Annotated in this window: 18 protein-coding genes; 13 read left to right on the top strand and 5 right to left on the bottom strand. The window is 42.4% G+C overall.

Annotated features, from left to right (window positions below; translation table 11 throughout):
- Positions 1–328 precede the first annotated feature (328 nt).
- The 3 genes from cofE (at position 329) to RSJ42_RS11205 (ending at position 2,661) form a co-directional block, all read left to right on the top strand.
- Complete coding sequence (cofE, locus tag RSJ42_RS11215; protein ID WP_410507374.1) at positions 329–1,135, top strand: coenzyme F420-0:L-glutamate ligase; 807 nt, start codon at positions 329–331, stop codon at positions 1,133–1,135.
- A 264-nt stretch (positions 1,136–1,399) separates the two neighbouring features.
- On the top strand, positions 1,400–1,666 hold the full coding sequence (gene trxA / locus RSJ42_RS11210; protein WP_048141242.1) for a thioredoxin: 267 nt from the start codon (positions 1,400–1,402) through the stop codon (positions 1,664–1,666).
- Between the two features lie 587 nt (positions 1,667–2,253).
- Entirely contained in the window at positions 2,254–2,661 is a 408-nt protein-coding gene (locus tag RSJ42_RS11205) for a DUF1699 family protein (RefSeq protein ID WP_410507373.1), read from the top strand.
- A gap of 320 nt (positions 2,662–2,981) precedes the next feature.
- Here RSJ42_RS11205 and RSJ42_RS11200 read toward each other — a convergent pair whose 3' ends face one another.
- The 3 genes from RSJ42_RS11200 to RSJ42_RS11190 all read right to left on the bottom strand — a co-directional run bounded on the left by RSJ42_RS11200 (position 2,982) and on the right by RSJ42_RS11190 (position 5,980).
- Complete coding sequence (locus RSJ42_RS11200; RefSeq protein WP_410507372.1) at positions 2,982–3,788, bottom strand: DUF1638 domain-containing protein; 807 nt, start codon at positions 3,786–3,788, stop codon at positions 2,982–2,984.
- A 132-nt stretch (positions 3,789–3,920) separates the two neighbouring features.
- The gene (locus RSJ42_RS11195) at positions 3,921–4,523 is read right to left on the bottom strand and encodes a TetR/AcrR family transcriptional regulator (RefSeq protein ID WP_410507371.1); all 603 of its coding nucleotides are present in this window, start codon (positions 4,521–4,523) and stop codon (positions 3,921–3,923) included.
- A 413-nt stretch (positions 4,524–4,936) separates the two neighbouring features.
- Positions 4,937–5,980, bottom strand: a complete 1,044-nt coding sequence (locus RSJ42_RS11190) for a hypothetical protein (RefSeq protein WP_410507370.1) — start codon at positions 5,978–5,980, stop codon at positions 4,937–4,939.
- Between the two features lie 295 nt (positions 5,981–6,275).
- Here RSJ42_RS11190 and RSJ42_RS11185 point away from each other — a divergent pair, with 295 nt between their 5' ends.
- From RSJ42_RS11185 to RSJ42_RS11150, 8 genes are all read left to right on the top strand, one after another.
- A complete protein-coding gene (locus RSJ42_RS11185; protein WP_410507369.1) occupies positions 6,276–7,502 on the top strand; it encodes an APC family permease in 1,227 nt (408 codons plus the stop codon).
- Between the two features lie 151 nt (positions 7,503–7,653).
- On the top strand, positions 7,654–8,673 hold the full coding sequence (locus RSJ42_RS11180) for an MBL fold metallo-hydrolase (RefSeq protein ID WP_410507368.1): 1,020 nt from the start codon (positions 7,654–7,656) through the stop codon (positions 8,671–8,673).
- Positions 8,674–8,813: 140 nt separating this feature from the next.
- Positions 8,814–9,227 carry a hypothetical protein gene (locus tag RSJ42_RS11175; protein WP_410507367.1) on the top strand — a complete coding sequence of 138 codons (414 nt, stop codon included), beginning with the start codon at positions 8,814–8,816 and terminating at the stop codon, positions 9,225–9,227.
- A 509-nt stretch (positions 9,228–9,736) separates the two neighbouring features.
- On the top strand, positions 9,737–11,503 hold the full coding sequence (locus RSJ42_RS11170) for a ribosome biogenesis/translation initiation ATPase RLI (protein ID WP_410507366.1): 1,767 nt from the start codon (positions 9,737–9,739) through the stop codon (positions 11,501–11,503).
- Between the two features lie 190 nt (positions 11,504–11,693).
- The gene (locus RSJ42_RS11165) at positions 11,694–13,886 is read left to right on the top strand and encodes an ATP-dependent DNA helicase (RefSeq protein WP_410507365.1); all 2,193 of its coding nucleotides are present in this window, start codon (positions 11,694–11,696) and stop codon (positions 13,884–13,886) included.
- Between the two features lie 639 nt (positions 13,887–14,525).
- Entirely contained in the window at positions 14,526–15,827 is a 1,302-nt protein-coding gene (hisD, locus tag RSJ42_RS11160) for a histidinol dehydrogenase (RefSeq protein WP_410507364.1), read from the top strand.
- Between the two features lie 103 nt (positions 15,828–15,930).
- Entirely contained in the window at positions 15,931–16,344 is a 414-nt protein-coding gene (locus tag RSJ42_RS11155; protein ID WP_410507363.1) for a DUF1699 family protein, read from the top strand.
- 659 nt (positions 16,345–17,003) lie between these two features.
- Complete coding sequence (locus RSJ42_RS11150; RefSeq protein WP_410507362.1) at positions 17,004–17,414, top strand: DUF1699 family protein; 411 nt, start codon at positions 17,004–17,006, stop codon at positions 17,412–17,414.
- Between the two features lie 195 nt (positions 17,415–17,609).
- On the opposite strand, the gene RSJ42_RS11145 is transcribed toward RSJ42_RS11150, so the two are convergent.
- Entirely contained in the window at positions 17,610–18,908 is a 1,299-nt protein-coding gene (locus tag RSJ42_RS11145) for a TrpB-like pyridoxal phosphate-dependent enzyme (RefSeq protein WP_410507361.1), read from the bottom strand.
- A gap of 232 nt (positions 18,909–19,140) precedes the next feature.
- Positions 19,141–20,496 carry a bifunctional hydroxymethylpyrimidine kinase/phosphomethylpyrimidine kinase gene (gene thiD, locus RSJ42_RS11140; RefSeq protein ID WP_410507360.1) on the bottom strand — a complete coding sequence of 452 codons (1,356 nt, stop codon included), beginning with the start codon at positions 20,494–20,496 and terminating at the stop codon, positions 19,141–19,143.
- A gap of 461 nt (positions 20,497–20,957) precedes the next feature.
- On the opposite strand from thiD, the gene RSJ42_RS11135 reads away from it, so the two are divergent.
- Together RSJ42_RS11135 and RSJ42_RS11130 are read left to right on the top strand one after the other, a co-directional pair.
- On the top strand, positions 20,958–21,176 hold the full coding sequence (locus RSJ42_RS11135; protein ID WP_011032293.1) for an LSm family protein: 219 nt from the start codon (positions 20,958–20,960) through the stop codon (positions 21,174–21,176).
- Positions 21,177–21,320: 144 nt separating this feature from the next.
- Positions 21,321–21,491, top strand: coding sequence for a 50S ribosomal protein L37e (locus RSJ42_RS11130; protein WP_082086781.1), 171 nt, complete (start codon positions 21,321–21,323; stop codon positions 21,489–21,491).
- The last annotated feature ends 6 nt before the right edge of the window (positions 21,492–21,497 follow it).

Here is a 21,497-nt window from a genome sequence, read left to right as displayed (position 1 = left end):
AAAATGAGAACTGTTAATTAAACAGGAATTTATTAATTAACAGAAATATTAATTAAAATAGTAATTAGCCGGATTTATTATTAAACAGTAATTAGCTTTTACTCCTTTTCTGTTTATATTTATTGCTTTATTCCGTTCTATTCTTTTTTTTCCTTTTTGTACGGATTGTCTGCAAATTCCTGTGTGAGACTTCTATTTTTTGCATAAATACCCCCGACTCTTGGATACATTTATCAATACCTTCCCGTATTTAACGGTTTGATTCTATTCATATTGGTTTATTTTTTTCTAAAACCAGGATTAACCACAGTTTTTTAAAGGCATAAAAATGAATCCAGAAATCACTTCCATCCAGATGTTCGGGATTAAAACCCCTATTATTAAAGCAGGGGACGACATCGTTCAGATCATTGAAGCTTCGCTGCAGGCCGCAGACCTTGTTCCGGTTGACGGGGATATCTTTGTGCTGGCTGAATCCGCTGTTGGTACAGCAGAAAACAGAATTGTCAGGCTTGACAGTATCACCCCCGGGGAAAAGGCTCTGTCTCTCGGGGAAAAGTACTGTATAGACCCGAGGGAAATGGAGCTTGTGCTTCAGGAATGTGACGAAATCTTCGGAGGCGTTCCTGGAGCCGCACTTACAATTACAAAAGGCGTCCTTTCTCCGAATGCCGGAATAGATGCCTCAAATGCTCCTGAAGGTTATGTAGTCCTCCTCCCGAAAGACCCGAGAAAAACTTCCGAGAATATCAGGATGAGGCTTGAGCAGCGTTACTCCTGCAGGCTGGGAGTGATTATAGGAGACAGCAGGACTCAGCCCCTCCGGCTTGGCTGTACAGGAATTGCGCTTGGAGTTTCCGGTTTTGTGCCTGTGGAAGATGCAAGAGGCTCTTTTGATATTTTCGGGAGGCCCCTCCGCATTACTTACAAAGCGGTGGCAGATAACCTTGTTTCAGCTGCCGAACTTCTTATGGGAGAAGCCGGAGAAAGAGTCCCCTGCGTACTTATCCGTGGAGCTCCGGTGAAAATGATTGATGAATCTCCGGAGATGCCGACAATCTCCATGGAAGGGTGCATGTACTTCGGAAACGTTATTAAATGCCGAAAAGAGGATTTTGAGAAAGAAAATAGATAAAAAGCTTGCCGTAGCTCCCTTTTCGGAATAAATTTAAATACGGGCTCGCAGGCTTGAGATAAGCATTATATATACTCGAAGCTAATATATACAAATCGAGTCCCGACCCTGTATTTTGTATTTTATCTTTAGATCTCTACATTCAGGATTGGGTTTCGGTAGCTGTGCCGTACGGACGCATATATACGATCCCTTTGTGCGCTGCCGGAGTAGATAAATAAAACAGAAAAAGTCTCAGACGTCTCAAATATTGCAGGTGATTTTATGAAACCGATGTTATTGGACTTTTCCGCAACATGGTGTGGACCTTGCAGGATGCAAAAACCTATTCTTGAAGAGCTCGAGAAAAAGTACGGGGATAAGGTTGAGTTTAAAGTTGTCGATGTGGATGAAAACCAGGAACTTGCCTCTAAGTACGGCATACACGCTGTCCCGACCCTGATCATTCAGAAGGATGGGACTGAAGTGAAGCGCTTTATGGGTGTGACTCAGGGCAGTGTACTGGCTTCTGAACTAGACAAGCTTCTCTGACTCCTTTATTCTTCTGAAAAAGCCGCCCATGGTTCGGGGAACCTGAGGGCGCCAAACTTTTTCTCGAATTCTTTTTACCAGGCTTCTATTAAATCCATCATGGATAGAAATTTTCATATCTGAATATTTCTGAAGGCATTCTCTTATTCTTATGTTTCTCCTGAAGTTCCTCCATTCAATACACGAAACTCAATAATATTTCTACTAATCCTGGCCCGAGTTTAATTTACTTTTTTCCGGTAAAATCCCGGTTAAACCTCAGGCTAAATAAAGGAAATCCGGGGTTTAACTGCCTGAATAATTCCTGCAATGCTTTAAAAGTTTTTTAGCAGGGTTTTCAGTAAAGCTTCCCGGGAATGTGAAAAATCTGTCCGGAAAAAAGCCCCTCAATCTTTTTTAAGGCGATTTAATGCCTTTTTTGAATATTATTTTATTAATGGATATACCGATAGACTATCTAAATAATGTTAGCTCAATGAGATAACTATTTATAATAAGTATAAGTACTTTCTAATAAAGTAAAAATACAAACTAGCTTAAAAATAAAATAACTTAAAACAAAAAACAACTTTACAGTGGGGGAAAAAATGAGAATAAGAGTGGTTAGTTCCAGAGAAGAGATTTTCACACTTAATCCTAATGAGCGTATTGTCCATCTGGCTTTCAGGCCTTCAAACAAGGATATTTTTGCACTGGTGGAAACCTGCCCGAAAATTGAGGTAATCCAGTTACCCAAGTCATATATGCGGACAGTCTCAAAGTCAATAGAAATGTTCCTTCAGATGCAGAGGGTTCAGCTCCTTGAAGGGGATGTCTGGGGACACAGGAAAGACATTAACGAATACTACACTATCCCGTCCTCAGTAATTGAAAAGATTAAGGAAATGAAGACTGAAGGAAAATCCACGGAAGAAATTGAGAAAAAGGTTGCCAGAGAAAGCAAGCTTAACCCTGAAATGGTCGCTTATATCCTGAACAAGGAAGTTTCTGTCTGATTCGCTGGATATGCATGTAATGCACCTGAATGGAGATTGGATCGTACAGCTCATCGATTCCGCACAATTCACAGATTCCGTAATTATATCTAATCTCCATTTTAATTTTTTAAGGTAAATCTGAAATTAATGTTTTAATGTATAACGTTTTAATGTATAGTTAGATACGCAGGTATAGTTAGATACTTAACTGCTTTTTTCAAAACACTTTTAATATATAGTTAGATACTTAACTGCTTTTTTGATAGAACGCTTTGTACGAATTTAGTTAGCATGAGAAAATGCTTTTTATGGATTCGTTAGCATTCGGGCAGGTTTTTTTATTTACTCTGGATTTTCACTTTGAGTTCTTTATAGCAATCTTCAAAAATGTCCTGGTTGCCATAATCGAATTCCAGGATTTCAAAATCAAATAGCTCTGCAAATTCCTGGATAGAAGCATCGAAATTCTCAGTGTATTCAAGCCCGGTATTAATCTTGGCAACCCTTCTGTAACCTATCATTTCATGGGTTTTTTTCATTAATTGCAGTGCTTTTGAGGGGTCTTTGTTCAGCTTATCCAGGTCAAGCAGTTCTCTCCAGCCCTTGCCGTACATGGGTGTAAAGAGATATGTTCCAGCATCACTGACACTTTTAAGTATCCTGAGATAGTTATTAACTCCTCCCACAGTAGCTCCTATACAGTCATCTACAATCCTGTGATCCCTGTCTTTAAGAATGCGGACCGGACATGATACTGAACTGCGCTCAAAATCTTTTTCAACATCTGCCAGTACATTCCCGCACAAACCGTAAAAGAGCAAAATACCCGACGAAAAAGGAGCAAGAGTCTTTATAGTCTCATATACCTTGATTTTCAACTCTTTAGGGCTTCTATGGAGACCCAGTTCCATCAGATGAATCAGAACCGTGTATTTATTACACTCGTTTTTGATCTCTGCAAGTAAGGAAATATCTTCCAGGGAGAGCACTTTATACTGGAGGCTTACTTTATCCAGTTTTTCTACGAATTCCCGGATATTTTCATTGTCAACTATAATGATTTCATCAATGGAAGGGTCATTTTTAAGAATCCAGATAATTTCGTCCTGCATTATCTTGCATGAAATAATACTCATGATAGGCATTGAGTCATCCTCTCCAGAATTTGTTCAGAAAACCTTATTTTTCGAGCAATAGATTGATTATATTAAGATAATTAGTTACTTACATATACTTACTTACATATAAGTAAGTAGTAAGTAGTGGCTGGGAAAAAATCAATCTTTCCATCCAAGGTCGGATTTTATTAGAGAAATGGATCTCACGAGTGTTTTCCTCCCTTTTATGCTGGATAGTTGCCTTGCACCCATTAAGGCTTCGACTACCAATTCTGCACGTGCTTCGACAGAGCCAGAAAAACTAAATTCTCCCTGTTTCAGGCCGGATTTAAGAACTCCGGAAAGCCAGGTCAGGATATCCTCCAGCAGCAGCAGATTCTGCTTTTTAACTTTCTCCGGAAGTCCTTCAAAATCAAGGATCACCGAGCCTGGAGGGCAGATACTTTTGCCTTCATCAAACTCCTTCAACGCGTAATCAAAATAATACTGAAGCTGCTCGCGGGCTGAGCCTCCGGATTCAACTATTTGTGCAGTATTTTCAGCTAATTTCTTTCTGCTGTCTTCGAGCAGGGCTGCAACTAAATCTTCTTTTTTGGGATAGTAGTTATGAATTGCAGCATTTTTTATTCCCAGTTTCTGAGAGATATCTCTGTAACTGAATCCATTATAACCCCTGCATTGCAGAAAATTCCTTGCGTAATAGAGTATCTGCTGATTGGTCTGGTTCACGTCTTTCATAGCGGCACATGTATTTATTGACAATTTGTTTATAATTTGCTTATAATTTATCGATAATTTGTTGATAATTTGTCGATAGTTTGTTGATAATTTATCGATAAGTTAAATGAATATTGCTTACCATAAAAAAATCGGTTCATTGATTTGCTGGATGTGATGGTTTATTCGGGATTATAAATTTTGATTTCTTCTTTTAAAGGCAATTATTTGACACTTACTTATATGTAAGTAAGTATTTGATCTATTAGTAGATGTCCCTCAAATGACCCTATCCCTAAATGACCCGAGGCTTAATGATTGAAATCAAAGGTAGCAAATTTGCTGAATTTACAGTAAATTCCACTGTTTGCGGCCTTGTTCACAAAATACATGGAAGCAAAAAAGGAAATAAATATTCTTTTTTAAAAATACTATCGCTCTGTCAGGTAACATAACTGTCAGGTGACATAAAAAAGGTTCAAAACCCCATGGCAGGTGCAGGTAGTCGCAATGAAAAAAGCCCTTTCTTTTAGCTTATCAGCTTCATTTCTACCATCATCTTCAGTTCTGCTTTTATCTTTGTGATTATTCTCATTGCTGTTTTCCTGATTTAGACCGATTTTTCTTACAAGCTCCGTGATTTCCAGCAGGTTTTGTTTTAGCTCCTCTCCTTTCAGGCCTCCTGTGCCAGGCTTCATCTGGTGGCTCTCGAAAACCCAGCCCGGGAGCTTATCCTTAAGTTTCCCTGTGTATTCCGTAATTGTCTCCGGTTTTTTACGCCCAAAGGTCGGGCAGCGGTCTCTCGGACCGGGGCACCCGTCCGGACAGATTTCTCCTTCCCTCGCATAAGACAAAAAAAGCATTCCATATTCAGGGTAACGGCCTGCTATCACATCTTCAGGAAAAGCAGTAGCAATATCTTCAAAATAAGATATTAGTAGGGAATCTTCAGGCCTGATAAAAAGCTCTTTTACAGAGCTTTCCTGTTTCTGGACTCCGCCTGTGCAGAACTCCGGATTAAAGAATTTTAGAAAATCTGCGAGTATATAAGCAACTGCATGGCAGGGCACTGCGGGAATAATATATTCAGGGATCCCGTAAGCAAAAAGAGAAGGGATATCGTGCATATCCATTTTGTAAAAATAGGCTTCTGACTCATTGTTATTATCTTTGTTTTCTTTTTCGCTTTTTCCTGCCTTTTTTTGTTTGTTTTCTTCTGCCCCGGAAATTTCAGGCTCATTTTCAGGAAGAGCCGGTAATGATTTATTTCTCAGAAGATCTGCAAGCTCATTTTCGGTTTTGAGTATTTTTGCTTCCCCTGAAGCAGGCGCATTTTCGTCTCTATCAATAACCAGCACAAACGGAAACCCATTCTTCCTGGCATATCGAAGGAAGTCGGTACCAATCTTACCTCCTCCGATAACGAGGTAATAACCTTTAACTACACGGCAGCTCTCCATACATTTTATTTTGCCGTTTATTATAAATGCTTTATTTTTCATAATTTTTACACTTGTTTTCCATGCTTGATTCTTCGGTTTTACTGGGGGGAGAAAGAAAACATATTTAATAATGAAAAGAAATCAAAAAGCCTGTTTGCAGCAGATAAATATACGGGATAATGCGGGAAAAATATATTCAGGAATCCCGCGAGTAAAAGGAGAAGGGATATTTTACAAATAATGTAAGAGATAAAAATGGCTGAACTTGAAAAAACAATCTCCCTCAGGAGGGGTATAGGGCTTGCGATCTGCATGCTTATAGGAACAGGCATTCTGGCGCTGCCTGGCGCTTGGAGTGGGAAACGTCCATGAAGCAATCCTCGGGTGGCTGCTTATAACATTTGTTACCATCCCACGGATCCAGATATGCTCTCACCTTGGCCTTAAATTTCCTTCTACCGCAGGCCTTGCAGGCTATGCCGGGAAAGCCGCTGGTCCCTGGGGAAGGTATTCTGTCTCTTACCTTGTAGGCGGCTCTTACCTATTCGGGCTTCCAGCTATTGCTTTTATCGGAAGTGAATATATACGGCAGCTTTTTTCCCTTTCTGACTCGGGAGCGGCACTCTGTGCGATCTTTCTTGTAACCCTTATGTTTGTTTCAAACCTGCTCGGGACAAAAGCCATTACCCTGATCAATTACCTTGCTTTATCCATACTTTTCCTGCTTCTTGGAACGATTATTGTCTTCAATCTTGACTTTCTTGGTTCCGGGCTGGGAATTGCCAGGGAAGCTCTGAGCGGGAACGGAAGTGTGGACTCGAATAAAGTATGGAATGTTACAGCCCTTCTTTTCTGGGCATTTCTGGGCTGGGAGAACCTTTCATTTTCCCTGGGAGAAATGAAAGATCCGGAGAAAAATGTGCCTCGCCTTTACTGGCTTAGTTTTACTATTGTTGCTGCTGTCTATGTCCTGCTTGCCCTGATAAGTGTCGGAGCCAGCGCCTCGGGCGTCTCCCTTAAGGGAGCTGCAGGCCTTTCAGGTCTGGTCCCTTTAACTCCGGGAGGAAGCTTTCTTATCTGGCTTATTATTGCAGTGCTTGCAGCAAATGCATGTTCGTGGAACTTTACAGCAAGCCGTCTGATCTATGCCGGAGGCAGGACAGGAGTTTTTCCTGCAGTCTTTGGAAGGCTTTCAAAAAAGAATATCCCGGTGTCCAGCCTTGTAATTCTATATGCTCTGTCAGTTCTCCTGATATCGGGAACCTATTTTTTCAGGTTTCCTCTCACATCCATGATGCTGCTTGTAAACCAGAACTTTATTTTCCTCTGCGGCTTTATCATAATTGCGTACTGGAAAACAGAAACTGGCTGGCAGAAATGGGTTTTTTCATTCCTTGCATTCCTATCTCTGAGTTTTCTGGTCTCAGGCTTTACATGGAAGATTATATATCCGATTTTTCTGATCGTGACTGGTTACTTCAGGTTTATGGGAAAGGAGAAATCGCAGGAAAAGATGAAAAAGAAGTATCAGCTTATTCCTGAAAAGCTGGATTGCTGCCGGATACTGTATGAGATTTCCTGAAAGCTTTTAAGATTGAGTTTAAAAGGAAGATAAAATTTAAAAGGCTTAATTCTCAACTATATCTTTTCTCTAGAAAAAGAAAAGTATCAGCCCTGCACTGTCGCTTTCCCTAAGCTTAAATATCTTAAGTGTAATCTCCTCAGAGATTGGCGTGATTTCTAAAAAACTTATTGACCTTGGAGTGCTTGCGCTCAGGCAGCGCAACTCGCGAGGAACCTTCAAACCCCATGTCTCAATCCGATTCAGAGACAACGAAGGGGATTTACGTACTTTTTCCATTGATACTACCCGGTCTCCGGGAAAACACCCCCAACCCGATGCTTATCTTATAACCCATGCTCACTCCGACCATCACGGAAAATCAGCCATGCTCTCCCCCAGGGCGGTCTGTACGGACAAAACAGCAACCGCTCTTGAAATCAGGCACGATAAAAAATACGTGGGCAACACGTGCAGCCTCGGGGATGAAATTGAAATTGGAGGGACAAAGGTCAGGACCTACCCGACAGAGCATACTGCCGGCGCAGCTGCTTTTTTTTGGGAAAATGATGTCGGGACGCGGATCCTGGTCACAGGAGACGTTAAAGATGCCAGCAAGCTTCCTCCCTGTGATGTCCTTATCACCGAGGCTAATTACGGCGACCCTGGGGATCCTTCCTGTCACTTTGCGGATGACCTTGAGAGCATGAAATGCGCCCTTTTTGAGAGCGGCCCTGTAGCCTTTGGGGCATACGAGTTCGGAAAAGCCCAGCGTGCCGTTGAATTAATGAGAGGTTTCGGGTACAATGGGGCGATCCGAATGGAAGCAAGGACAAGGGCACTTACCAGAAGCATGCTTGAGGACGCCGGAGAACTTGCAGGACTTGACTCAGGAGGAGATGATGAGGTTTTCGTTGTGGCTCCCTGGGATCTTGACAAGCTTCCGTGGAACGTGAAAAAATATGTATTGAGCTGCCGGGCGGATTATCCCTACCCGATTATTAAAATAAGCGATCATCTTGACGCTTGCGGGCTTGAGGCTATGGTCAGAAAACTCAACCCTGAAGTTACGCTCGTTTACCATCCGGGGGGGCACAGACCTTCTAAATTTTCAAAACATTTAAATTCAATAGGAATCGATTCGATATCCATAGATCAGATCGGTAATGTTTTAAGCAATGAATATATTTAAGTCCCTGAATTTAGCCCTGATAATTTAGTCATAAAAATTTAAATATGATGATCTAAATCTCATATTCCAGTCTTACCCTTTTAACTTCAGTTAACAATATATTCCCGGGAAAGATAATTGTATTCAGGAGAGAATGAAGGTTGAGTAAACAAAATCCAAAGTCAAAGTCCAGAAAGGAGCTTACAAAAGCTACAGAGGCTTCCGCAGAAGGTACTGCAGCAAATGTTGAGGTTCCTGAAAAAAAGAGTTTTATCAAGGAAATGACACCCGAAGAGAAGCAGAAAGCTCACAGGGAAGGCATTATAAAAACCATTGTTTCTTCAATACTAGGAATACTTGCCGGGGTCATAATGTTTGCCCAGTATGGTACAGGCACAGAACGGATCTGGTACGTTATACTCATGATCGTTATCGGAGTTACATATTATGCCCAGAAGCTTATTTATCCCCAGCTTAAAATAGATGTCAAAGAATTCAAGTTCAAAGACTGGTTTTATGTCGAATTTATAGTCATTGACTTTTTCCTTGTGACCTGGACTCTACTCCTGAATTAAAAACTCTTTTCCCGGGCTTTAATAAGGATTTTCACAAAAAATGAGCCTCCTTGCCCGGGTTCTTTTCTATCCGTTTTCATCCTGTCATATTTCTTCCTCATGGTAATATTTAATGTTTGCAGTATTCCAACGGTTCATATACCAGAGCGGGTATTTCATAACCGATAACTGTTGTATATGTCTGGCTGCTTTACATGCGTGTAATTATGTGCATTATAACCTCGATCAGATTGCCTTGATTAAAAAAGCATGCCTGTATCAGGTTTGAACAGCAAAAACTTACAAAGAGATGAAGTAACCAAAACATACAGAATAATCGAACTATAGTTTGAATTCATTATATGAACTGTTTGAATTCATTATATGAATTGTTTGAATTCATTATATGAACTCATTTCGTTATACGAACTCATTTATGAGCTCACAGGACTGAGCTTTCATGCTCGATTCACACTACTGAATTCATTTATGCCTTAACCAATCAAAAAACGTAATTTTCGGGGACCAATATGAGAATAGCTATACTTAACAAAGACAGATGCCAGCCCAGAAGGTGCAGTAAGGAGTGCGAAAAATACTGTCCCAGAGTCAGGACAGGAGATGAGACCATTGTTTTTGAGGCAGACGGAAAGCCTGTAATCTCCGAAGAGCTCTGTGTTGGTTGCGGGATATGTATTAACAAATGTCCTTTCGATGCCATTATGATTATAGGGCTTCCCGAAGCCCTTCAGGAACCAACTCACAGGTATGGGCCAAACGGCTTTGCCCTTTTTGGGCTTCCGGTACCGAGGACAGGGAAAGTAACAGGTATTCTGGGCCCCAACGGGATAGGGAAAAGTACCTCAGTCCAGATCCTTTCAGGAGCCCTGGTTCCGAATTTCGGGCAGGGGAAGGGAGACTGGGACACAGTGCTCGAACATTATGCAGGCACAGCGCTTTATGACTATTTTAAAGACGTCGTGGACGGAAAGGTAAAGGTTTCACAGAAGCCTCAGTATGTTGACCTTATCCCCAAAGCCTTCAAAGGCAAGACTTCGGAACTGCTTGAGAAAACCGATGAAAGAGGAGTACTGGACGAACTTATTGACTACCTCGACTTAAGGAGCGTTATCGGAAGAAAAATCACGGAACTGAGTGGTGGAGAACTTCAGAGGGTTGCAATTGCTGCCTGTGCAGCAAAAGATGCCCAGTTCTATTTCTTTGACGAGATAAGCCCTTACCTCGATATCTACCAGAGAATCAATGCAGCCCGCCTTATCCAGGAGATTTCAAAGGACAGGGCAGTGCTTGTGGTCGAACACGACCTTGCACTCCTTGATATGCTTACAGATGTAATCCATATAGCCTATGGTGAACCTGCAGGTTTTGGTGTGGTTACTCTTCCGAAAAGTGTGCGTGTCGGGATTAACCAGTACCTTAAAGGCTACCTCCCTGAAGAAAATATCAGGATCCGGCCCGAAGCTATCAAGTTTGAGATCCACCCGCCAAGGGAAGATGCACAGTTTAAGTCCATGATTTCCTTTAATGGCTTTTCGAAGAAATTCGGGGAAGGCTTCTCCCTCAAAGCCACAGGAGGAAACCTGCGAGAAGGTGAGGTGCTCGGGATAGTCGGTCCTAACGGGATAGGAAAATCAACCTTCGTAAAAGTCCTTGCAGGAGAGATTAAACCGGATGAAGGGGACCCTGGAATCGATGTCAAAATCTCTTACAAGCCCCAGTACATAAAAGCTGATATTCCCTTAAGTGTCCAGGACTTTTTAAGAGGAATCTCAAAGCAGTTCGGGACAAGCTACTATGAGGTTGAGATCTCAAACCCTCTCCAGCTTGAAAAGATTTTTGACAGCCTTCTCACAGACCTGAGTGGTGGAGAACTGCAGAGGGTAGCAATTGCTGCCTGCCTTTCCCAGGAAGCCGACCTCTATATCCTTGACGAGCCAAGCGCTCACCTTGACGTGGAGCAGCGTTCCATGGTTACTAAAGTCATCAACCGTTTTGCCGAAAACAACCAGAAAACGGCTATGGTCGTTGACCACGACATTTACATGATAGATATGCTCAGCCAGCGCCTCCTTGTTTTCGAAGGCAAGCCCTCGGCATACGGTGAAGCCCACGGGCCGTTCAGCATGGAAAGCGGCATGAACAGGTTCCTGAAGAATCTCGGTATCACTTTCCGAAGAGACGAAGAAACAAGGCGTCCCCGTGTAAACAACCTTGGCTCAAGGCTTGACCGGGAGCAGAAGGACAGCGGTAACTATTATTATTCTGCGAGGGATTGATCTCTTGAGAATTGATCTTTAAGGACTGGTTCTATAAAAGGTTGAATTTTCCGAACTTCCTGCCAGGTATCTGAGAACTCAGGAGGTTCCCTTAAAACGGGAGTCTCAACCTTTTCAAGGAAACAGTTCTGGTATATGTATCGTTATTTCAAAATAGTTTTTTATCTAATGTGTGAGTTTCTGGTTTTCAATGAAAATAGAAAGTCTCGACCTGTCCGATGAAATAAAACGGTTTTACGAAAACTCCGGGATCCTTGAACTTTACCCTCCCCAGGCGAAAGCTGTTGAAAAGGGCCTGCTTGAAGGGAAAAACCTGCTTGCTGCAATCCCTACGGCTTCGGGAAAGACTCTGCTTGCAGAGCTTGCGATGTTGAAGTCCGTGCTTGCAGGAGGAAAAGCGCTCTATATCGTGCCCCTGAGAGCTCTGGCTTCCGAAAAATTCAGGCGGTTTCAGGAGTTTTCCGGGCTGGGCATCAGGGTAGGGATCTCAACAGGAGACTACGACAAACGGGACGAGGGACTTGGCATAAATGATATTATCGTTGCGACTTCGGAAAAGACCGATTCTCTTCTCAGGAACGAGACTGCCTGGATGCAGGAGATCTCGGTTGTTGTGGCAGATGAAGTCCATCTTATTGATTCCCCGGATAGGGGGCCTACTCTTGAAGTTACCCTAGCAAAGCTCAGGAGAATGAACCCTTCCTGCCAGATACTTGCACTTTCGGCAACAGTAGGAAATGCCGATGAACTTGCAGCCTGGCTCGATGCAGAGCTTGTGTTAAGCGAATGGAGACCAACAGACCTTATGGAAGGGGTGTTTTATAACGGGACTTTTTACTGCAGGGACAAAGAGAAGCCTGTTGAACAGCCCACAAAAGACGAAGCCATTAACCTCGTGCTTGATACAATAAAAGAAGGTGGGCAGTCCCTTGTTTTCGAAAGCAGCAGGAAAAACTGCATGGGTTTTGCAAAGAAAGCCGTATCTGCAGTTAAAAAAACTCTGTCTAAAGAAGACCGTGAGGCCCTCGCAGGCATTGCTGACGAGATCCTTGAAAACAGTGAAACCGATATCTCATCAGTTCTTGCGAACTGTGTCCGTGCAGGGACAGCATTCCACCATGCAGGCCTTACAACGCCTCTGAGGGAACTTGTAGAAGATGGCTTCCGAAACGGGAAGATAAAACTTATCTCTAGCACCCCTACCCTTGCAGCAGGGCTGAACCTGCCTGCCAGGCGTGTGGTTATAAGGAGCTACCGGCGCTATTCTTCTGAAATGGGGATGCAGCCAATCCCCGTACTTGAATACAAGCAAATGGCAGGAAGGGCGGGGAGGCCAAGGCTTGACCCTTACGGAGAGGCTGTCCTGCTTGCAAAGTCTTACGAGGAGTTAGTTTTCCTATTCGAGAAATACATTGAAGCCGGAGCTGAAGATATCTGGTCAAAGCTAGGGACGGAAAATGCTCTCAGGACACATGTGCTTTCAACGATCTCCAACGGTTTTGCCCGGACAAAAGAAGAGCTCATGGATTTTCTTGAAGCAACCTTTTTCGCATTCCAGTACTCAAACTTCGGGCTCTCAGCTGTTGTGGACGAATGCCTGAACTTTTTGCGGCAGGAAGGGATGCTTGAAAAAGATCCGGATATTCTTGTTTCCACGGTTCTCGGAAAACTCGTATCAAGGCTCTATATTGACCCTCTCTCGGCAGCCCTTATTGCAAAGGGACTGAGGGAAGCCGGAACCCTGACCGAGCTTACTCTTTTGCATCTGATCTGCAGCACGCCTGATATGCGCCTTATGTACATGCGGAGCCAGGACTACCAGGAAGTCAACGATTATGTGATGGCTCATGCAGGCGAGTTCTCAAGGATTCCGGATCCCTTCAATATTGCCGAATATGAATGGTTCCTGGGTGAGGTAAAGACTTCTCTCCTGCTGATGGACTGGATCCATGAGAAGCCTGAAAACGAAATATGTTTAAAATTCGGTATAGGGGAAGGAGATATACATTCTACGGCAGACATTGCCGAATGGATAATGCACGTTGCAGCCCAGCTTGCAGGGCTTCTTGGGCTGAAAGGGGCAAAAGAAGCCACAGAACTTGAAAAGCGGATCAGGTACGGTGCAGCCCCTGAATTGATGGACCTTCTCGATATCAGAAGCGTAGGGCGTGTAAGGGCAAGGAAGCTCTATGAAGCAGGCTTTAAAACTACGGCAGAACTCGCAGCAGCTTCTCCTGAGCAGATAGCTGCACTTGTAGGGCCAAAGATTGCTGAAAGGATCTTCAAGCAGATCGGAAGAAAAGGAACAGCACCGGAATCCACTACCACTGAGCCTCTAGAAAAAGGTTCCCCTGAAGGGCAGAGGACAATCAGCGATTTCTGATTTTTCTTATACTATCTGTCCTTTTGACCTTTCTTTCATATTTTTCGATTTCTTGCTTTTTTGGATTGCTTTTCTGGATTAGTTGTTTCTCTATCCGGGAGTTCAGGGAGGATTTTCCAGTTTTCTCTACCTGCCCGGCGCCGCGCTGCACAGGACGCCGGTCAGCATAATCAAACGTTAGATAAACTCTCATGGTCAGGAGAAAGAACAGAGAAGAGAGACTTGAAGTGATAGAGGGCTATTAAAAACAAATCAGGATGAGCATTTCTAACTATAATCCATCAGATTTTGTTGTAGTTCCAAAAGGTTCTTGCATTATCTTACTTTACTAACTTCTTCTTGTCTTTCTTCTTTCTGGAAAAGGCCACTCTTCTTCGTCGAGCAGAACAATAATGGTTAGGTATAGCGATTATGGCTGTGCAGGTTGTAATATTTACACATATTTATTTTTAAGATCAGCTTTTTCTGTATAAACATTATTTCTTACTTTTCTATTCTTTTCTATTGGAGTCAGGGTAAAATATTAAATTAGATCAGGGATTTAATGAGAGCAGATCATATCAAACTCTAAGTTGATGCCAGACTTGTTCCAGATTTAAGGGATCAGTTTGTATCCAGTTTTATCGGGTAATCTCAGAGATGGTTATAATGTTATTCAAAAAGTTGTCTGATGTTTCGGAAGCTGAAATGCAGAGGTTAATTTCCCGGGGATCCGGGCTTGCAGATGTTGGAGAAACCGTTTCCGCCGTACTTTCTGATGTGCGCACGAGAGGAAATGCAGCACTCAGGGAATACACAAAGAAGTTCGATAAAGTCGAGCTTGATAGTTTTGAAGTAAGCGAAGAAGAGTTTGAAAAAGCCCTTTCCGAAGTCGGCCCTGAACTGCTTGGACACCTTAAAATTGCAGCTGAAAACATTCGGGCTTTCCACAGGGCGCAGATGCCTGAGACTACCTGGTTTATGGAACTTCAGCCTGGAGTTGTCCTCGGGCAGAAGGCAACTCCTCTGGAGAGCGTAGGGGCTTATGCTCCAGGAGGAAGGGCTTCCTATCCTTCGACCGTGCTTATGACAGTAATTCCTGCCAGGGTTGCGGGAGTTGAAAAGGTTATAGTATGCACCCCCCCGAGAGCTGACGGTTCTGTGCACCCTCTCACGCTTGCTGCTGCAAAGGTTGCAGGAGCGGATAAGGTTTTCAAGCTCGGGGGCGTTCAGGCAATAGGGGCAATGGCTTATGGAACCGAATCTGTCCCGAAGGTTGACAAAATTGTTGGTCCTGGTAACGTTTTTGTGACTTCGGCAAAAATGCAGGTACGGGACATTGCTGAGATTGACTTTCCGGCAGGCCCGAGTGAAGTCCTTATAATAGCAGACGAATCAGCAGACGCCGCTATGGCTGCTTCGGATATTATTGCCCAGGCAGAACATGACCCGAATGCAGTCTCTGTGCTTGTGACTACTTCGGAAACTCTTGCACAGGCTGTAAAGGAAGAAGTATTGATTCAGGCTGAAAATACTGCAAGAAGTGAAATTGTAAAAATTTCTCTTGAAAATGCTGCAGTTCTGATAATGGATTCTCTTGACCAGTGCATTGACTTCAGCAATAAATTTGCGCCAGAGCACCTTGAGATTATGGTAGAAGACTCTGATTCCGTGCTTGATAGGATTAGAAGTGCCGGATCGATTTTTATAGGAAACTATGCTCCTGTACCTGTAGGGGACTATGCCTCAGGTACTAACCACGTGCTCCCAACAGCAGGATATGCAAAGATTTACTCCGGGCTGAACATAAATCACTTCCTGAAATATTCGAGTATCCAGAAAATCAGTAAGAGTGGGCTTGAAAGTCTGAAAGAAACTGTAATCGCATTAGCTGAGGAAGAGGGTCTGAAGGCACATGCTGACGCAATCAGGACTCGTTTCGGGAGCAGACCTCCTAAATAATATTTACGCTAATCGATATGTATATAAAATGTAAATGCGTAAACAAAATTTGATATTTAATTAAATAAAAATTTAATTCTTAAATAAGGAGTGGGGATTAAATATGAAAATAAGAGTCGTTAGTTCACGGGAGGAAATTCCTACCCTGAATCCGAATGAGAAGGTTATTCACCTTGCATTCAGGCCGTCTAATAAGGATGTATTCATGCTTGCTGAAACATGTCCTAAAATGGAAGCCATACAGCTTCCTAAATCTTACAGAAGGACTGTCTCAAAGTCAATAGAAATGTTCCTTGAAATGCAGAAAATAAATCTTCTGGAAGGGGATGTATGGGGCCATCGGAAAGACATTAATGAGTACTATAATGTCTCTCAGAATGTCTTAGAGAAAATCCAGGAATTAAAAGCTGACCGGTTCTCAAACGAAATGATTGCCGAAAAGCTGTCCAGGGAAAGCAAACTGAACTCGGACATGATCCTGTACATCCTTAGCAGGAAAGGCGCCGAGCTCGCCTGAAGCAGAGATTTATGCTCTTTCATTTCCTTTCGGGAAACCTGATTTTTTTCTAACCAGGAAGGAAATTCTCCGAAGGAACAGTCAGCTTTTTAAGATCCGATCTTAAAAAGTTTTTTCTATTTCTATTTTTATTGTCTAAGTAGTATATCACGGATTAATATTTCATGGATTAATATTTCAGGAAGAAAATTTAAGAACTAAAATTCCTAGAATTAAGAGTTCGAGAATAAAGATTTCAGGAATGAAGTCCTTATCTTCGGTCAGTTCTCTTCAATCTTTTATTATGTCTCCTTAACTTGAAAGCTATGATCACGCCCTGGATAAACTGGTATCTCTTTTAACATTTATCTCTTTTAACATCTGTTTTGTTTCTTTTAATGTTTGTTTTAACAACATTTTTAAACAACATTTTTAGACAACATTTTTAAAACAAAATTATTATATTTATTCTTCAAAAATAAAAAAGATGCTTAAGTTTTCATGTGAAAAATCTGTTTTTTCATTTAGCTTCTTTTAAACTTGCTTTTATGCAATACTTTTTTTCAAATGCAATTCTTTTGGCTGAATAAAATTTTCTTGAAAACACAGAAAAATATTTAAATATTGCAGTATAATAAACTTCATTCAGTATTTAACTTAAATTGGGTCTGGGGAATAGTATGAAAATAAGAGTTGTAAGTTCGAGAGATGAAATTCTCTCTTTAAACCCGAATGAAAAGATAATTCACCTTGCGTTCAGGCCTTCGAATAAAGATATTTTTCTGCTTGTTGAAACGTGTCCGAAGCTGGAAATAGTTCAGCTTCCTAACTCATATCAACGGACAATTTCAAGGTCTATGCAAATGTTTTTAGAAATGCAGAAAATTCAACTTCTTGAAGGCGATGTCTGGGGGCACAGGAAAGATATAAACGAATATTATACTGTCCCTTCCTCTGTAATGAGCAAAATAAGAAACATGAAACTGGAAGGAGTCCCCAATGACAGAATTGCAGAGAAGATGTGCAAAGAAAGCAAACTCAACCAGAAGATGATAATTCATATCCTGAACAAAAAACCTCTGGAATTATAAAGAGAAATTCTCTTTAGATGCTTAAATATAGAGATGCCGAAGGCATCCCTGTTTTCATATTTTTCGGTTAGTGTTTAGCCTGAAGTTCAGCCATTATTACAGCCTCTGATTCAGGCTTACTTTTTTCGTATCTGTGGTTTAACAAATGCTTTTTATTCCTTAAATTTTCTGTTTTTTAGATTTTTATTCCCTACTTCAGTCAAGCTCTCCACTGAAATATTTGTCATAGGAAGCCATATCAAAGTGTCCGTGTCCGCTAAGGTTGAACAGGAGAACTTTTTCTTCCCCTGTCTGTCTGGCTGCAAGTGCTTCGTCAATTGCGCAGCGGATGGCATGTGCAGATTCAGGTGCAGGCACTATTCCTTCCGTCCTGGCAAACTGGACAGCTGTATCAAAGACCTCTTTCTGGTCATATGAAACAGCTTCCATAAGCCCTTCGGCACAGAGCTTGCTTATAATCGGAGAGTCGCCGTGGTAGCGGAGTCCTCCTGCATGAATGGCAGGGGGTACATGATCATGCCCGAGGGTGTACATCTTAAGAAGAGGCGTCATCTCTGCAGTGTCTCCGAAATCATACCTGTATTCCCCTCTTGTCAGGGTAGGGCAGGCTGAGGGTTCGACTGCGACTACTCTTGCATTGTGTTTTCCTTCGAGCCTGTCTTTAATGAATTCAAGCCCTATTCCCCCAAGGTTGCTTCCTCCTCCGCAGCACCCTATAACAACATCAGGATACTCTTCCACCTGCTCGAGCTGCTTCTTACATTCAGCCCCTATTACGGTCTGATGGAGCACAACATGGTTTAGCACGCTTCCAAGAGTGTATTTTGTATTTTCGTGGGCAATTGCGTCCTCTACAGCCTCACTGATTGCAATTCCGAGGCTTCCGGGAGTGTCAGGCTGTTCCTGAAGGATTTTTCTTCCGAACGCCGTATCAGAGCTCGGGGAAGGCACAACATTTCCTCCCCAGAGGGTCATAAGGGATTTCCTGTAAGGTTTCTGGTAATAACTTGAACGGACCATATAGACCTTGCAGTCGAGTTCAAAGTAGTTGCAGGCAAGAGAAAGTGCACTTCCCCACTGCCCTGCTCCTGTTTCGGTTGTGAGTCTTTCCGTGCCTTCTTTCATATTGTAATAGGCCTGGGCAATTGAGGTATTTGTCTTATGGCTGCCTGCAGGGCTCACCCCTTCGTATTTGTAATATATCTTTGCAGGGGTTTTGAGGACCTTTTCCAGCTGGTGAGCTCTGAAAAGAGGGCTTGGCCTCCATAACCTGTAAACATCGAGTATTTCCTCGGGAATATCAATATACCTTTCACTGCTCATCTCCTGCCTGATCAGTTCCTTTGCAAAAATAGGCTCGAGAGCCTCAGGGTTTATAGGCTGCCAGGTTCTTGGGTCCAGAGGCGGGTCTATTGGAGATGGAAGATCGGCGAGTATATTGTACCATTTCTTCGGCATCTCATTTTCATCAAGGATAATTTTTGTCTGCTCCATGAGAATCTCCTTACATCGTTCTGTACAAAATCGAACTTTGATGTATTTAAGCGTTATCTGTTTATCATCTATGATCTATAAAGCCCACCATTATACTTTAAGGGATTTAAAAAGCTGCTAAAGAACTAAAAGAATCCCTGGATCTAAAAGTTAGGAGATAAAAGAAAAAATAAAATAAATATCTGAATTAAAAATAAAAAAGGAAAAAGAGGAATGGAATTACAAAATTTTCTTATGGCTTTTGTTTCACTCTTCTGGCGAGTTCCACTGCAGTTCTTGCTACTTCTGTAGCTTCTTTGCCCAGAAGTCTGATCACAGGTTCTTTTCCTGCTCCTCCTCTGTCATAAATTACTTCAGGCATTCTTCCGTACGTCTTGATTGCCCCAGAGGTCCCCCGGTCCGTAATGTTGACGCCTTCAGGCTCTCCGGTTCTGTCAAAGGAGGAGATATCAAGCCCCATTTCTTTGCAGGCTTCAAGGATTTCTTCCGAATATTTTACATTCATGGCAGCTTTAACCTCAGGCTTCTCACGAAACGCTGCAAGAACAGTTCCTGCTACATGCCTGCTGGCACCAAAATTTACACATCCGACAGGATATGCCTTTTCTCTGTGCCTGACTATCCTCCCTTCTACAGCCGCTATATCCTCATAAGTCCTGGCGCCTGGAATTGCAGTTCCAATGTTACAGCCAACCTCAGGGATAAGCTTTGCAAAATCAGGGCTTTCTTCCAGGATTGAAACAGCTTCTTTTACGTCCTGAAGAGCTAGATACCGGTCTTTTTCTTCGATGGCTTTTCCCAGAGGATTTACAGGTCCGACCCCTTTTCCCACTGGCACGCTTCTCATTATTGCCTGCTCAACAAATGCCTTTGCTTTTTTAGCAGCGTTTTCCAGGCTGTCACCCCAGGCAAGACAGGCAGCTATTGATGCAGAGTAGGTGCAGCCAGAACCATGCGTCCCTCCTTTGACAAAAGTACCCGGAATGGGGGTAAATGTACCGGAACCTGATTCGTAGAGGAGGTCGGTTGCATCGAGATGCCCTCCAGTAACAATAACGGTTTCAACCCCAAGGTCTGCAATTTTTCTTGCCGCAATTTTTGCATCTTCATGGGTTTTGACCGGGATTCCTGCAAGTGCTCCTGCCTCAGAGGCATTTGGGGTTGTAACTTTACAGAGTGGTAACAGTTCTTCAATAAGGACTGAAAGGGCTTCTTTTCTCAGGAGGTCGCCACCGGCTTCGGCAGCCATAACAGGGTCAAGGACAAGGGAAAGCCTGTGTTTTTTTACCTGCTTTGCGACCTCTTTCACTATCTCTGAAGAGGCAAGCATTCCGCTCTTTGCCCATGTAACATCCATATCCGTGCAAATGGCTTCTATCTGGCTTGCAACAGCTTCAGGGGCAAGGTCAAATGTTTTGAGAACCCCTGTAGTGTTCTGAGCAGTAACGGAAGTAATGGCGCAGGTTCCATGGACTCCAAATGCTGCAAATGTCTTCAGGTCAGCGGCAATTCCTGCCCCTCCTCCTGAATCCGAACCTGCAATAGTCATTACAATAGGGGTTTTAAGCACCGGGGTTTTTTCTGTCATTATATCCTCTTTTTATCCTCTTTTTGGTTTTCATTCTTTTGTGGTTCAATAAATGCATATAGTTCAATAAATGCATATACAGACTTTTTTCAGAGCCTCTCTTTTACCTTAAGGGAATGAGTTCAGCTTATGAGTTTTTTTATTATGTTTATCGGCAGTAATTTTCACATAATTACTTTAAAGGGTTTTTTCTGATATTTTTGGAAGCACTTTCGAAAGCCATGATAAAAATTTTCAATAATATTTACTTTTCCAGAGGGGTATTTTTCTTATATTTTGTGTTCGTTTATATACTGAAGAGTAAAACGGAGGCATTTCTTCGATACATTTATATATTGTATCTACGAGTTTGATGCAAATAATCAAATTCTTAAGCGCGGCGATCAGTTTAAGTCTGGATTAACTATTTATATTGATATAGATAATGACTTGATTTATAATGTTTTAAGGGGATTGTAAGGATGGCAAACCGACCTCTGGATATTTTGAACAACGCACTGGACACACCTGTAATCGTTAGATTGAAAGGCGCACGTGAGTTTAGGGGCGAGCTGAAAGGATACGATATTCACATGAATCTCGTGCTTGACAATGCTGAAGAATTAAGAGAAGGAGAAGTCGTAAGTAAATTCAGCAGTGTCGTTATTCGCGGTGACAACGTCGTATACGTATCTCCGTAATCTATATCAAGCACTTCATCTATTATCGTTACCCTCGGTATGAGCAGTAAAACCTGTATGACTGAGATGGATTCAGAAAAACGAAATCGCTTCGGATTATCGAATGTTTACATGCTAGATTGATTTTTATCAGGAGATTTAGGAATGAGCAAAGGTACGGCATCAATGGGAAAAAGACAGAAGCGCACCCACGTCAAATGCAGGCGCTGCGGCAGCGTTTCTTTAAACGTGCATACAAAACAGTGTACATCATGCGGATTCGGAAAAACATCCCGCATGAGATCTTACAAGTGGCAGGCAAAGTGCAAGTATTAAACCTGC

This window comes from Methanosarcina hadiensis, assembly GCF_046529725.1.
Classification (GTDB): Archaea; Halobacteriota; Methanosarcinia; order Methanosarcinales; family Methanosarcinaceae; genus Methanosarcina; species Methanosarcina hadiensis.
The sequence above is the reverse complement of the archived record's forward strand: the minus strand, read 5'-3'. Positions and strand labels throughout refer to the sequence as shown.